Source organism: Stenotrophomonas sp. STEN240, from assembly GCF_056756175.1.
On sequence record NZ_JBRRBO010000008.1, the window covers coordinates 62,353 to 75,425 of the forward strand.

Annotated in this window: 12 protein-coding genes; 5 read left to right on the top strand and 7 right to left on the bottom strand. The window is 64.4% G+C overall.

What is annotated here, in order from left to right; translation table 11 throughout:
* Positions 1-282 precede the first annotated feature (282 nt).
* Positions 283-1,947 (bottom strand): CTP synthase, encoded by a 1,665-nt coding sequence (locus ACVOKO_RS05545; protein ID WP_346497958.1) that lies wholly within the window; start codon positions 1,945-1,947, stop codon positions 283-285.
* Positions 1,948-2,077: 130 nt separating this feature from the next.
* Positions 2,078-2,329 carry a hypothetical protein gene (locus ACVOKO_RS05550; RefSeq protein WP_346497959.1) on the bottom strand — a complete coding sequence of 84 codons (252 nt, stop codon included), beginning with the start codon at positions 2,327-2,329 and terminating at the stop codon, positions 2,078-2,080.
* Between the two features lie 157 nt (positions 2,330-2,486).
* Between ACVOKO_RS05550 and parE the strand changes: the two genes are divergently transcribed.
* Entirely contained in the window at positions 2,487-4,376 is a 1,890-nt protein-coding gene (parE, locus tag ACVOKO_RS05555; protein ID WP_346497960.1) for a DNA topoisomerase IV subunit B, read from the top strand.
* Between the two features lie 238 nt (positions 4,377-4,614).
* Here the strand turns inward: parE and ACVOKO_RS05560 are convergent, their stop codons facing one another.
* The gene (locus ACVOKO_RS05560) at positions 4,615-5,736 is read right to left on the bottom strand and encodes an inorganic phosphate transporter (protein ID WP_346497961.1); all 1,122 of its coding nucleotides are present in this window, start codon (positions 5,734-5,736) and stop codon (positions 4,615-4,617) included.
* A 12-nt stretch (positions 5,737-5,748) separates the two neighbouring features.
* A complete protein-coding gene (locus ACVOKO_RS05565; protein WP_346497962.1) occupies positions 5,749-6,375 on the bottom strand; it encodes a DUF47 domain-containing protein in 627 nt (208 codons plus the stop codon).
* Positions 6,376-6,648: 273 nt separating this feature from the next.
* Here ACVOKO_RS05565 and ACVOKO_RS05570 point away from each other — a divergent pair, with 273 nt between their 5' ends.
* Positions 6,649-7,992, top strand: coding sequence for a hemolysin family protein (locus ACVOKO_RS05570; RefSeq protein ID WP_346497963.1), 1,344 nt, complete (start codon positions 6,649-6,651; stop codon positions 7,990-7,992).
* A complete protein-coding gene (locus tag ACVOKO_RS05575; RefSeq protein WP_346497964.1) occupies positions 7,976-8,650 on the top strand; it encodes an exopolysaccharide biosynthesis protein in 675 nt (224 codons plus the stop codon). Before ACVOKO_RS05570 ends, ACVOKO_RS05575 begins: the two co-directional genes overlap by 17 nt.
* 272 nt (positions 8,651-8,922) lie before the next feature.
* Here the strand turns inward: ACVOKO_RS05575 and ACVOKO_RS05580 are convergent, their stop codons facing one another.
* From ACVOKO_RS05580 to ACVOKO_RS05590, 3 genes are all read right to left on the bottom strand, one after another.
* Positions 8,923-9,918, bottom strand: a complete 996-nt coding sequence (locus ACVOKO_RS05580; RefSeq protein ID WP_346497965.1) for an LLM class flavin-dependent oxidoreductase — start codon at positions 9,916-9,918, stop codon at positions 8,923-8,925.
* Positions 9,919-10,032: 114 nt separating this feature from the next.
* A complete protein-coding gene (locus ACVOKO_RS05585; protein WP_346497966.1) occupies positions 10,033-10,800 on the bottom strand; it encodes a sulfurtransferase in 768 nt (255 codons plus the stop codon).
* A 190-nt stretch (positions 10,801-10,990) separates the two neighbouring features.
* Positions 10,991-11,356, bottom strand: coding sequence for a DUF6164 family protein (locus ACVOKO_RS05590; protein ID WP_346497967.1), 366 nt, complete (start codon positions 11,354-11,356; stop codon positions 10,991-10,993).
* A 61-nt stretch (positions 11,357-11,417) separates the two neighbouring features.
* Between ACVOKO_RS05590 and ACVOKO_RS05595 the strand changes: the two genes are divergently transcribed.
* Positions 11,418-11,849 carry an FKBP-type peptidyl-prolyl cis-trans isomerase gene (locus tag ACVOKO_RS05595; RefSeq protein ID WP_346497968.1) on the top strand — a complete coding sequence of 144 codons (432 nt, stop codon included), beginning with the start codon at positions 11,418-11,420 and terminating at the stop codon, positions 11,847-11,849.
* Positions 11,833-13,065: a TIGR03862 family flavoprotein gene (locus tag ACVOKO_RS05600; RefSeq protein ID WP_346497969.1), complete on the top strand. Its 1,233-nt coding sequence runs from the start codon at positions 11,833-11,835 to the stop codon at positions 13,063-13,065. Before ACVOKO_RS05595 ends, ACVOKO_RS05600 begins: the two co-directional genes overlap by 17 nt.
* Positions 13,066-13,073: the final 8 nt, after the last annotated feature.

The window sequence follows — 13,073 nt, forward strand, 5'->3', positions numbered from 1 at the left end:
CTGAAAGCGGCGTGGGCCACTGAAACGGACAAGGCCCGCACGGGGCGGGCCTTGTTTGGGGGCGCCTTGCCCTTCCCCCTGCGGGAGAAAGTGCCCGAAGGGCGGATGAGGGTAAGGAGAGCGAAGCTCGCTTCCATTCATGCGCTACGGGTAAGGCCCCTTGCCGAGCATGGCTCGGCACTACAGTTCATTGCCCTGGGAAAGCCCTTGCCGAGCATGGCTCGGCACTACAGTTCATTTCCTTGGGAAAGCCCTTGCCGAGCATGGCTCGGCACTACCTTTTCAGGCACGGGCTTCCTGCAGCAGCTTGCCGCCGGCCTTCTTCTCGCGTGCGGCGCGGATGAAGCCGATGAACAGCGGGTGGCCGCCACGCGGGGTCGACAGGAACTCCGGGTGCGCCTGGCAGGCCAGGAACCAGGGGTGCTGGTCACGCGGCAGTTCAACCACTTCCACCAGGGTGTCATCCATCGACTTGCCGGCAATCACCAGACCCGCATCTTCCAGCTGGGTGCGGTAGCGGTTGTTGAACTCGTAACGGTGGCGGTGACGCTCGGACACCACGTCCTTGCCATATAGCTCGCGGGCAAGGGTGCCCGGCTTCAGGCGCTGCTCCTGCAGGCCCAGGCGCATGGTGCCGCCCAGGTCGGACTTCTCGTCACGCTTCTCGACCTCACCGGTGGCGGTACGCCATTCAGTGATCAGACCGATCACCGGGTTCGGCGACTGGCGGTCGTTCTCGGTGCTGTTGGCGCCTTCCAGACCAGCCACGTGGCGGGCGAAATCCACCACAGCCGCCTGCATGCCGTAGCAGATGCCGAAGTACGGCACCTTCTGCTCGCGGGCGTACTGCGAGGTCAGTACCTTGCCTTCGAAACCACGGTCACCGAAGCCGCCCGGCACCAGGATGCCGTCCACGCCATCCAGCGCAGACAGGCCGGATTCTTCCAGCTCCTGCGCTTCCAGCCACTTCAGGTTGACCTTGGTGCGCTGGCGCAGGCCGCCGTGCTTGAGCGCTTCGCCCACCGACTTGTAGGCGTCCTGGTGATCGACGTACTTGCCGACCACGGCGATGGTCACTTCATCCAGCGGGTGCAGCGCTGCATCCAGCACGGCTTCCCATTCGGACAGATCGGCCGGACCGGCCTTGTCGCCCAGCTTGAGCTGGCTGACCACGATCTCGTCCAGGCCCTGCTCATGCAGGCCCATCGGCACGCGGTACAGCACCTCAACGTCCGGCACGCTGATCACGGCGCGCTCGGAAACGTTGGTGAACAGTGAAATCTTGCGGCGCTCCGAATCCGGAATGGCCTGCTCGGAACGGCACAGCAGCACGTCCGGCTGGATGCCGATCGAGCGCAGTTCCTTGACCGAGTGCTGGGTCGGCTTGGTCTTCAGCTCGCCGGCGGCCGCGATGTACGGCACCAGGGTGAGGTGCATGAACAGCGCCTTCTCCGGGCCGCGCTCGGTACGCACCTGGCGGATGGCCTCCAGGAACGGCAGCGACTCGATATCGCCAACGGTGCCGCCGATTTCCACCAGCGCCACGTCGAAACCTTCGGTGGCCTCGTCGATGCAGCGGCGGATTTCGTCGGTGATATGCGGGATGACCTGCACGGTGGCGCCCAGGTAATCACCACGGCGCTCCTTGCGGATCACGTTTTCGTAGATGCGCCCGGTGGTCACCGAATTCTTGCGGCTCAGGCGGTTATGTACGAAACGCTCGTAATGACCCAGGTCCAGGTCGGTCTCGGCACCGTCGTCGGTGACATAGACCTCGCCATGCTGGAAGGGGCTCATCGTGCCTGGATCGACGTTGATGTACGGATCCAGCTTCATCATGGTGACCTTCAGGCCACGCGCCTCGAGAATCGAGGCCAGGGACGCGGCTGCAATGCCCTTGCCTAGCGAGGACACCACACCACCGGTAACAAAAATAAGGGGGGTCACGGCTCACTGCCTCCCGGAAAGCCCTAGTTTAAAGGTTGTCGCCAAAACACCCAAGCACTGGATGCGGCGGATTAAAAAAAAGACGCCCCGGCCTGCGCCGGGGCGTCCTTGAAACTCAGGAAAAACCGCGTCAGCGACGGCGACGGGCTTCCTCTTCCTCTTCTTCACGCGGCGCCGGCTGGTCAGCCTTGGCCTTGTCCTGGGCAGCCGCAGCCGCGCGACGCTTGGCCTTCTGCTCGGCCTCGCTCTGCGCCTTGTCGACCGGGGCGGCCTGCGCGGACTCGGCAGCCTTGTCCTTGTCGGCGCTCTGCGCCATTACCAAGGGAATGGCGGCAACCGCTGCAACAGCAACACCCAGGGCCAGCAATTTTGACGTTTTCATCCAAAACCTCCTCGGCTTGCCCCACCTGAAATGGCGGGCATGTTTGGCAATGTGCATAGGATACCGCGCCCCAGCTGCCCCTGCCCTGAATGCCCCGCGTGCAAAAATCGCCGCCAGACCGCAAACTCGCACGTCGATTTGCGCCCTACCGAGATCCATGAACGCCCGTTACAACGCCGCTGACATCGAAGTCCTCTCCGGCCTGGACCCGGTCAAACGCCGTCCTGGCATGTATACCGACACTGCCCGCCCGAACCATCTGGCGCAGGAAGTGATCGACAACTCGGTCGATGAGGCCCTGGCTGGCCACGCCAAAACCGTGGAGGTCACCCTGTTCAAGGACGGCAGCTGCGAGGTCAGCGATGACGGCCGCGGCATGCCGGTGGACATCCACCCGGAAGAAAAGATCCCGGGCGTCGAACTGATCCTGACCCGGCTGCACGCCGGCGGCAAGTTCAACAACCGCAACTACACCTTCTCCGGCGGCCTGCACGGCGTTGGCGTGTCGGTGGTCAATGCCCTGTCCACGCTGGTGGAGATCCACATCCGCCGCGACGGCAGCGAGCACCGCATCACCTTCCGCGATGGCGACCGCGCCAGCCCGCTGGAAGTGGTCGGCAGCGTCGGCAAGAAGAACACCGGCACCCGCCTGCGCTTCTGGGCCGACCCCAAATATTTCGACACGCCCAAGTTCAACGTGCGTGCGTTGCGCCACCTGCTGCGCGCCAAGGCCGTGCTGTGCCCGGGCCTGACCGTCAAGCTGACCGACGAAGCCACCGGCGAAGTCGACACCTGGTATTACGAAGACGGCCTGCGCGACTACCTGAAGGCCGAGCTGGGCGAGCGCGAGATGCTGCCCGCCGACCTGTTCTACGGCTCGCTGAAGAAGGAAACCGAGATTGTTGACTGGGCCGTGGCCTGGCTGCCGGAAGGCGAGCTGGTGCAGGAAAGCTACGTCAACCTGATCCCCACCGCCCAGCACGGCACCCATGCCAACGGCCTGCGTACCGGCCTGACCGAGGCGCTGCGCGAGTTCTGCGACTTCCGCAACCTGCTGCCGCGCGGCGTCAAGCTGGCCCCGGAAGATGTCTGGGACCGGGTGTCCTTCGTGTTGTCGCTGAAGATGACCGACCCGCAGTTCAGCGGCCAGACCAAGGAGCGCTTGTCTTCGCGCCAGGCCGCCGGCTTTGTCGAAGGCGCCGCGCACGACGCCTTCAGCCTGCTGCTGAACCAGAACGTGGAGCTGGGCGAGAAGATCGCGCAGATCGCCATCGAGCGTGCCAGCGCCCGCTTGAAGACCGAAAAACTGGTCACCCGCAAGAAAGTCACCCAGGGCCCGGCCCTGCCCGGCAAGCTGGCCGACTGCATCAGCCAGGACCTGTCGCGCACCGAGCTGTTCCTGGTCGAGGGTGACTCGGCAGGCGGGAGCGCAAAGCAGGCCCGCGACAAGGATTTCCAGGCCATCCTGCCGCTGCGCGGCAAGATCCTGAACACCTGGGAAGTCGCCTCCGGCAGCGTGCTGGCCTCTGAAGAAGTCCACAACCTGGCCATCGCAATTGGTTGTGACCCGGGCAAGGACGATCTGTCCGGCCTGCGTTACGGCAAGGTGGTGATCCTGGCCGACGCCGACTCCGACGGCCTGCACATCGCCACCCTGCTGGCGGCGCTGTTCCTGCGCCATTTCCCGTCGCTGGTGGATGCTGGCCACGTGTTTGTGGCGATGCCGCCGCTGTTCCGCGTCGACGTGGGCAAGCAGGTGTTCTACGCACTGGACGAAGAAGAGAAGCGCTCGCTGCTGGACAAGATCGAGCGCGAGAAGATCCGCGGCCAGGTCAGCGTCACCCGCTTCAAGGGCCTGGGCGAGATGAATCCCTCGCAGCTGCGCGAATCCACCATCCACCCGGATACCCGCCGCCTGGTGCAGCTGACCGTGGACGACAGCGAGCAGACCTCGGCGCTGATGGACATGCTGCTGGCCAAGAAGCGCGCACCGGACCGCAAGGGCTGGCTGGAGAGCAAGGGCGATCTGGCTTCGCTGGAAGCCTGATCCCCGGCATTGCCTTGCAGCGAAAGCCCGCCCTGACCGGCGGGCTTTTTTGTTGGCAGCCCGGCTTTTGTAGGAGCGGCGTAAGCCGCGAAGCTGACAATGCTGTCGAGCCAGTCATCTCCGCAATCTGATGGCTTATCTGCTTCGCGGCTTACGTCGCTCCTACAAACAGCTCTGCTCGCAACAAAAAACCCGCCATCGCTGGCGGGTTTTTATCTGCAGACTGGAAACCGATGACTCAGTTCCAACCCACCATTTCAAACAGACGCAGGATCAGGTAAGCACAACCACCTGCCGCCGGGATCGTCAGGATCCAGGCCCACAGGATGCGCTCGATCACGCCCAGGCGCAGCGACTTGGGGTTCTTGGCGAAGCCAACGCCCATGATCGCGGTGGAGATGCTGTGCGTGGTCGAGACCGGCATGCCGAAGTGCGCAGCCAGGGTCAGGATGGTGGCCGAGCTGGTCTCCGCGGCAAAGCCGTGAATCGGGTGCAGCTTGACCATCTTGTGGCCCAGGGTCTTGATGATCTTCCAGCCACCCGAAGCGGTACCGGCAGCCATCACCACCGCACAGGTCAACACGATCCACATGGCGATGCCGCCACCGGCATTGGCATCGGGATGCATGAAGGCCAGCCAGGACGGCAGGTCATTCAATGCACCGGTAGCCTCGGCGCCGATCAAGGTCATGGCGATGATGCCCATGGTCTTCTGCGCATCGTTGTGGCCGTGGGCGAAGCCCATATAGGCCGCCGACACGATCTGCGCCTTGCCGAAGAAGGCGTTGACCCAGCGCGGACGGGCCAGACGGCCCAATACGCCGCCGACGCGCGCCATGCCCGCGATGATCGCCCACAACAGGCACATCACCACGATACCGAGCAGGAAGCCGGCGATCGGCGAGGTGATCATCGGCACGAACACCTTCCACAACAGGCCCTTGTTCTGCGCCCAGTTGCCAAGGTTCTGCGACCAGATCAGCGCATCCCAGTTGTTGTGCGCAGCGGCCAGACCAGCGCCGCACAGGCCACCAATCAAGGCGTGCGAGGACGAGGACGGCAGGCCTTTCCACCAGGTGATCAGGTTCCAGACAATGCCGCCAAGCAAGGCGCACAGAATCACCTGCGGGGTCACTTCGACCACGTCGGTGTTGAGCAGACCGTTGGCGATGGTCAGCGCGACGGCGGTACCGGTGAGCGCGCCGATCAGGTTCATGAAAGCGGCCAGCATCACCGCCCAACCGGGCGACAGGACCTTGGTTGCCACCACGGTGGCAATAGAGTTGGCGGTGTCGTGAAAGCCGTTGATGAACTCGAAGACGAGCGCGGCGAAAATCACCACCAGGACGAGGGTGAGCATTGAGCGTCCCCGTCAGCTGTTCTTGAGCACGATCTGGTAGGCCACCACACCGGCTTCGCGGCAACGGTCGATGGCCTTTTCCAGGATCTCGAAGAATTCCTTGAGCAGGAACATCTGCAGATTGTCCAAGCGACCGGAGTAGATGTCGCGGTACAGCTCAAGCATCAGGCGATCAGCCTCGTTCTCCAGCGAACGCAGCTTTTCGTTGAGCGCGGTCATGCGGTCCAGATTCATGTGGCGCAGGTCATTGACCATCTCCACCACCACACCGGCGGCCTGCTCCAGCATTGCTGCGCGCGGGGCGAAGTCGATCTGCTCCAGATGCTGCACGGCCAGCGAGTAGCGGTCGGCGAACTTCTCGATCTGCTTGGGAATCTTGTACAGCGCCGAACCCAGCGCTTCGATGTCCTCGCGCTCGATCGGCGTCATGAAGCTGTCAACCAACGCCTGGCTGATCTTGTCCGAGGCGGCGCGCTCGCGCAGACGAGCGAGCTTGAACGCATCCAGCGCCGGCTGACGATCGGCCTCGCGCATCATGCTGTGCAGTGCCTTGGCACCGTCATAGGCGGCCTGCGCGGCCTCGTCGAGGTAGGTATAAAACTGCTTGCCGGAGCCAAAGATGGTCTGCAACGAAAACATGGGGAGCCTATTCGCCGTCGCGGGAGGGACGGCACCAGGGGCGAATTATGACGGCTAGATGGCATTCAGGGTATTCCCAGCGTCTTTTTTAAACCTGAAATGTGAACAGCCGGCCGTACCCGTGGCCCGGTGGTTTGCTAATATCCCCCAGCGCCCTCGCGGCGCACCCTATGGAAGACGACCCTAATCCCCCGCCACAGCGCCGGATCCCGCCCCTGAGCGGCCGCCGCCGCAAGCACCCTCCCTCCCTGTCACCAACCCGGGGAGAGACCCGTGTTTGAATTTTTCATCGTACTGGCCTTGATTCTGCTCAACGGCTTCTTTGCCATGTCCGAGATGTCGGTCATGACCTCCCGCAAGAGCCGCCTGAAACAGCTGGCCGGCTCGAGCAAGCGCGCCGCGCGCGCCCTGGCCCTGTCCGAGAAGCCCGAGAACTTCCTGTCCACGGTGCAGATCGGCATCACCCTGATCGGCATCCTGACTGGCGTTTACGGCGGCGATGCGATCGGTGGCGCCATTGCCCAGCAGCTGCAGGCCCTGTTCCCGGCTTTGTCGGCCAATTTCTCGCTGTTTGGCGCGGTGCAGCCCTGGTCGGACTTCCTCGGCAAGACCCTGGCCGTGGCCCTGATCACCTACCTGACGCTGATCTTCGGCGAACTGGTGCCCAAGCGCGTCGCCCTGACCCGCTCGGAAGACATCGCCGGCATCGTCGCCGTGCCGATGAGCTGGCTGGCCCGTATTGCCGCCCCCGGCGTCTGGCTGCTGTCGCACTCCACCCGCCTGGTGCTGCGCCTGCTCGGCCTGGGCAAGACCGAATCGGCCTCGGTCAGTGAAGAGGAAATCCGCATGCTGGTGGCCGAAAGCCACGAACAGGGCGTGATCGACAGCCACGAGCGCGACATGATGAACCGCGTCATGCGCCTGGGCGACCGCACCGCCGACAGCCTAATGACGCCACGCAACCGTATCGCCTGGCTGGACACCAACGCCGATCCGGAAAAGAACCTGCAGGCCATGCGGGACCACGCCTTCTCGCGCTACCCGGTTTACCGCGGCAACGACCAGGACATCGCCGGCATTCTTGAGGTCAAGAGCCTGGTCACCCGCATCAGCGGCGGCAGCCACAACCTGTTCGAGAACCTGCGCGAGACCCTGTACGTCTCCGAATCCACCCACGCGATGAAGCTGCTGGAGATCTTCCGCGAGGAGCACCAGTCGATGGCGCTGGTGGTGGACGAATACGGCGAAATCCAGGGCCTGGTAACGATTTCGGACCTGATGGGCGCCGTGGTCGGCCGCCTGCAGGCCACCGAGAACAGCGACGATGACGCCTTGGTCGTCACCCGCGAAGACGGCTCGTTGCTGGTTGACGGCTCGCTGCCGGTGGATGACCTGCAGGAGCTGATGAACGGCGCGGAATTGCCCGATGCCGAAGAAGGCGATTACTACACGCTGGCCGGCATGTGCATGCACTACTTCGGCCGCATTCCGCACGCAGGTGAACATTTCGACTGGGCCGGCTGGCGCATCGAGATCATCGACCTGGACGGCGCCCGCATCGACAAGCTGCTGTTGTGCAGGCTGCCGGAAGAAGACGCCGATGACATCACCGGTTGAGCCGGACGGCGCCGCACCTGACGGCGCCACCACAGCGGCCGGCGGTTACCGCAATGAAGGCATCCGCACGCTGCTGGCAATGTTTGAGCGCGGCGACCCGGACGAACACCTGCCACTGGGCAAGGTCCTGCAAGGGCTGGAACAAAGTGCGTTCGGCGTGTTCCTGTTCATTGCCATCCTGCCCGCCTTCATCCCGATCCCGGGCATAGGCGGCGCGGTAAGCAGCCCGTTGGTGTTCCTGATCGGCAGCCAATTGTTGTTCGGCATGTCACGGCCGTGGCTACCGGGCTTCATCGCCCGCCGCGGCCCCAAACGCAGCACCGTGCACAGGTTTCTCGGCAAGATCAGCCGACCGCTGCAGCGGCTGGACCGCATGCTGAAGCCGCGTCTGCAGGCCCTGATAGTGCCGCTGCCGGCGCGCATGCTCACTGGCGTGCTGCTATTGCTGGTCGGGCTGCTGCTCTCGCTGCCGATCCCGTTCACCAATTACCTGTTCGGCTTCCAGCTGCTGTTGTTCGCACTTGCACTGCTGGAACGTGATGGCGCGCTGATGCTGTTCAACTGGATAGCGGCAATCGCCGCCGGGCTGTTCTTCGGCTTCGGCTCAGGCCAGCTGATCACCGAAAGCATCGCCCTCGCCCAGCGCTGGCTGAACTGACGTAGTGCCGAGCCATGCTCGGCAGAGGCCCCACCGGCAATGCCCCAGCAGCGTAGTGCCGAGCCATGCTCGGCAGAGGCTTTCCCGGCGACACCCCCAGCGACACATCAACCTTGTAGGAGCGGCGTCAGCCGCGAAGCAGAGGGTCGATCAGATTGCATTGCCACGGGTGATTTCAATGCCATCGGCTTCGCGGCTTACGCCGCTCTTACAAAGACGCCGCCTCAGCGCAGCATGGCTGCGCTCTACCAACGCCCTGTCAGCCTCGCGGCTTACGCCGCCCCCACACGCTGCCAGGCCTGCATCGCCAGATCGAACGAACGCAGGCGTGCCGCAGGGTCGTAGATGTTGGCGGCCAGCATCATTTCGTCCGGGCGATGCCGCTCGACAAACGCAAGCAACCCTTCGGCCACCTGCTCCGCGTCTCCGACGATGCTGCAGGCCAGGGCCCGCTCGACACCGGCCTTTTCATGCGGCGCCCAGAACGCTTCGATGTCATCCACCGGTGCCGGGATACGCCCCGGCGTGCCACGCCGCAGATTGACGAAGGCCTGCTGCTGACTGGTGAACAGGCGCTTGGATTCAGCCTCCGAATCGCTGGCCACCACGTTCAAGGCAAGGATCGCGTACGGCTGCTGCAGGTGCTCGGAAGGCCGGAAATCACGACGATACAAGGCCAGCGCCTCATCCATGGCATCCGGGGCGAAGTGCGAGGCAAACGCAAACGGCAGCCCCATCTGCGCTGCCAGACGCGCGCTGAACAGGCTTGAGCCCAATAGCCATACCGGCACCGGAATGCCGCCGCCCGGCACGGCCTGTACCGTCTGCCCCGGCTGCACGGGCGCGAAGTAATGCAGCAGCTCGGCCACATCCTGTGGAAACTGGTCAGCGCTGTCGAAGTAACGGCGCAATGCCCGCGCCGTCGGCTGATCGGTACCCGGTGCACGGCCCAAGCCCAGATCGATGCGGTCCGGATACAAGGAGGCCAGCGTGCCGAACTGCTCGGCCACCTGCAGCGGCGAATGATTGGGCAGCATCACCCCGCCCGAACCCACGCGGATGCGCGAGGTGCCCCCAGCCACATGCCCGATCAGCACCGAGGTGGCGGCGCTGGCGATACCAGGCATGTTGTGGTGCTCGGCCAGCCAATAGCGGTGATAGCCCCAGCGGTCGGCGTGCTGGGCCAGTTCCAGCATGTTGGCGAAGGCCTGCTGCGGCGTGGAGCCCTCGCAGACCGGGGCCAGGTCAAGGATGGAAAGTGGAATCATGCTGCGGTCTCCATGGACGATGCAAAGGACATGGGGTTTGTCCTCGCATTCTCCATCCAGTCAGCGCAATTTCCACCGGGACACTGTTTTCCAGAGCCTGTTGCCGCCGAGGAATCAGGCTTGGGCTTGGGCCTGAGCCTCATCCTGGCGGTCCACCAGCGGCTGCAGCTGTGCGTCCAGCGCTACCCGCTCATCGAACACGAAGCAGCGGCCGTCATAGCCCTCGCCGCCTACTTCCTCGAAGTAGCCAAGAATGCCGCCTTCCAGCTGCAGCACGTTGTGCATGCCGTCGTTCTGCATCCACAACGCGGCCTTTTCACAACGGATGCCGCCAGTGCAGAAACTGACCACGGTGGCATCGGCCAGCGCCTCGCGGTGCGGCTCCAGCGCGGCCGGCAGATCGGTGAATTTGGCGATTGGCAGGGTCAACGCACCGGCGAAGGTGCCGTGCGCGAATTCCTGCCAGTTGCGGGTGTCCAGCATTACTACGCGCTTGCCATCGTCATCATGGCCCTGCCGCAACCAACGCTGCACGGTGGCCGGGGCCACGCTGGGTGCGCGCGGGTAATCCAGCGGCTGGCCGTCGTCGCGGCGGAAACTGATGATCTCGGACTTGAACTTGGCCTTGAGCCGGGCGAACGGCTGCATCTGGCTGTGGCTGTACTTGATGCGCATGTCGGCGAAACGCGCATCGGCCTTGAGCTGGCGGTAGAAATCCTCGATACCCTGCTCGCTGCCGGCCAGGAACAGATTGATACCTTCCTCGGCAATCAGGATGGTGCCACGCAGCTCCAGCGCCTTGGCGCGTTCATGCAAGGTGGCGGTCAACGCTTCGGCATCGGCGAGCGGGACGAAAAGATAGGCAGCGGTATTGACGATCATGGGCATAGTTTAAACGACGGCCCGCGCAGCGTTGTGCTGCAAAGGGACTAGCAGCTGTAGGAGCTGTAGGAGCTGAGGGAGCGGCGTGAGCCGCGAAGCTGATAGCGCAGGAAAAGCCCCAAAAGCTCACCCCTCCCCAACCCTCCCCTTGCCTGCGGCAAAAGGAGGGGGCACAGCAGCTGGCGCTCGTTCAGCCCCGCAGCAGGAAGAACGGCAGCAACACCAATGCCGCGGCCGCCACCATGCCCAGCAGTACCGCAACCACAAAGCCAGGCCGCTGCCGCAGCATCGAACCGAAAGTCTCGGCACTGCCATCACGCAACGCCGCCTGACGCTCATCACGCACACGCTGCCCGCGTTCAGCCTGATAGGTCGCCATCAAGGCCTTTGCGCGGGGTTGATCATCGTTGTCGCGCAGCCAGATGCCACCACTGGAAATGCCCCAGGGGCTGGCTTCGGTGCGGTACCAGGCGATGCTGTTGCGGTCGAGCAGCTGCCCGACCTCGAAGCTTTCGTCGTCACCGACATTACGTAGATTGAGCAGCAGTTTAGCCATGCCGCAATGATACCCGGCAGCGATGCGCTACCCTGCACGCCCCTTTCCAACGGAGCGCGCCATGCGTCGTCTGTTCATCCCGCTGCTGCTGTCCTTGCTGGCCGCTGGCTGCACCCCGCCAGGTCCGCCGCCCGGTGGCACGATTGCCAAGTTCGAACACATCGATACCCAGCCCGGCGCGGGTGCCGAAGCCGTGCCCGGCAGCAAGGTCACGGTGCATTACACCGGCTGGATCTACGACGAACGCAAGCCCGACAAGCACGGCGAGAAGTTCGACAGCTCGGTGGATCGCGGCGAGCCGTTCAGCTTCAATCTCGGCGACAAGCAGGTCATCCGCGGCTGGGACGAAGGCGTGGCCGGCATGAAGGTGGGCGGCAAGCGCACACTGATGATTCCCGCCGAATACGGCTATGGCAATCGCGGCGTCGGCCCGATCCCGGCCGGCTCCTCGCTGGTCTTCGATGTAGAACTGCTCGATGTCAAAGCACGCTGATAAAACGGTTGCCGTCATCGGCGGCGGCCCGGCGGGCCTGTTCGCCGCCGAGCGCCTGCGCGCTAGCGGGCTGAAGGTCAATCTGTACGAGGCCAAGGGCTCGCCCGGGCGCAAGTTCCTGATCGCAGGCAAAGGTGGGCTCAACCTCACCCATTCCGACCCGCGGCCGCTGTTCGACAGCCGCTACCGCGAACGCCAAGCCGAGGTCGGCGCATGGTTGGATGGCTTTGATGCCGACGCCCTGCGTCGCTGGGCTGCGGCGCTGGGCGTGGAAACCTATGTCGGCAGTTCCGGCCGGGTGTTCCCGGTGGACCGCAAGGCCGCCCCGCTGCTGCGCGGCTGGGTACGCAGGTTGAAGGAACAAGGCGTGCGCTTCCATGTGCAGCACCGTTGGCTGGGCTGGAGCGAAGACGGCAGCCTGCGCATGGCCACTGCCGAAGGCGAAATCAGCGTGCGCGCCGATGCCACGGTGCTGGCTTTGGGCGGCGGCAGCTGGCCGGAGCTGGGCTCCGACGGCAGCTGGATACCGGTGCTGCAGGCGCGCGGCGTTGATACCGCGCCCCTGCAGCCCGCCAACTGCGGCTTCGATATTGATTGGACGCCGCACTTCAGCAGCCGCCATGCCGGTGCACCACTCAAGCCGGTCATCGCGCACTGGACCGACCTGCAGGGGCAAGCACAAGCACTGCAGGGCGAATGCGTGGTGAGCAAGTACGGTATCGAAGGCAGCCTGATCTATGCGCTGGCCGCCGACCTGCGTGAAACCCTGAATCGCGATGGCGCGGTGACACTGGAGTTGGATCTGGTGCCCGGCCGCGATGAAGCGCGCCTGCTCGCCGACCTGGGCCGCGCCCGCAAGGGCCGCAGCTTCGGCGAGCACCTGCGCCGCGCCGCCGGACTGGACGCGGCCAAGGCCGGGCTGTTGTTCGAAGTGCTGGGCAAGGATGCCGGCAACGATTCTGCCGCGGTGGCGCGCACGCTCAAGCGCCTGCCGTTGCAGCTGGTGCGCCCGCGCCCGATGGCCGAAACCATCAGCACCGCAGGTGGTGTTCGGCTGGAAGCGCTGGACGATGGCCTGATGCTCAAGGCGCAGCCGGGCGTGTTCTGCGCCGGCGAAATGCTGGACTGGGAAGCCCCAACCGGCGGTTACCTGCTGACCGCCTGCTATGCCAGCGGCCAGCGTGCCGCCGAAGGCGTGGAGCGCTGGCTCCTGTAGTGCCGACC

Excerpts from the sequence above, each read along its gene's own strand:
- ACVOKO_RS05550 (WP_346497959.1), bottom strand. The coding sequence starts at position 2,329 with ATGAAAACGTCAAAATTGCTGGCCCTGGGTGTTGCTGTTGCAGCGGTT.
- parE (WP_346497960.1), top strand. The coding sequence starts at position 2,487 with ATGAACGCCCGTTACAACGCCGCTGACATCGAAGTCCTCTCCGGCCTG.
- ACVOKO_RS05560 (WP_346497961.1), bottom strand. The coding sequence starts at position 5,736 with ATGCTCACCCTCGTCCTGGTGGTGATTTTCGCCGCGCTCGTCTTCGAG.
- ACVOKO_RS05565 (WP_346497962.1), bottom strand. The coding sequence starts at position 6,375 with ATGTTTTCGTTGCAGACCATCTTTGGCTCCGGCAAGCAGTTTTATACC.
- ACVOKO_RS05575 (WP_346497964.1), top strand. The coding sequence starts at position 7,976 with ATGACATCACCGGTTGAGCCGGACGGCGCCGCACCTGACGGCGCCACC.
- ACVOKO_RS05580 (WP_346497965.1), bottom strand. The coding sequence starts at position 9,918 with ATGATTCCACTTTCCATCCTTGACCTGGCCCCGGTCTGCGAGGGCTCC.
- ACVOKO_RS05585 (WP_346497966.1), bottom strand. The coding sequence starts at position 10,800 with ATGATCGTCAATACCGCTGCCTATCTTTTCGTCCCGCTCGCCGATGCC.
- ACVOKO_RS05590 (WP_346497967.1), bottom strand. The coding sequence starts at position 11,356 with ATGGCTAAACTGCTGCTCAATCTACGTAATGTCGGTGACGACGAAAGC.
- ACVOKO_RS05595 (WP_346497968.1), top strand. The coding sequence starts at position 11,418 with ATGCGTCGTCTGTTCATCCCGCTGCTGCTGTCCTTGCTGGCCGCTGGC.
- ACVOKO_RS05600 (WP_346497969.1), top strand. The coding sequence starts at position 11,833 with ATGTCAAAGCACGCTGATAAAACGGTTGCCGTCATCGGCGGCGGCCCG.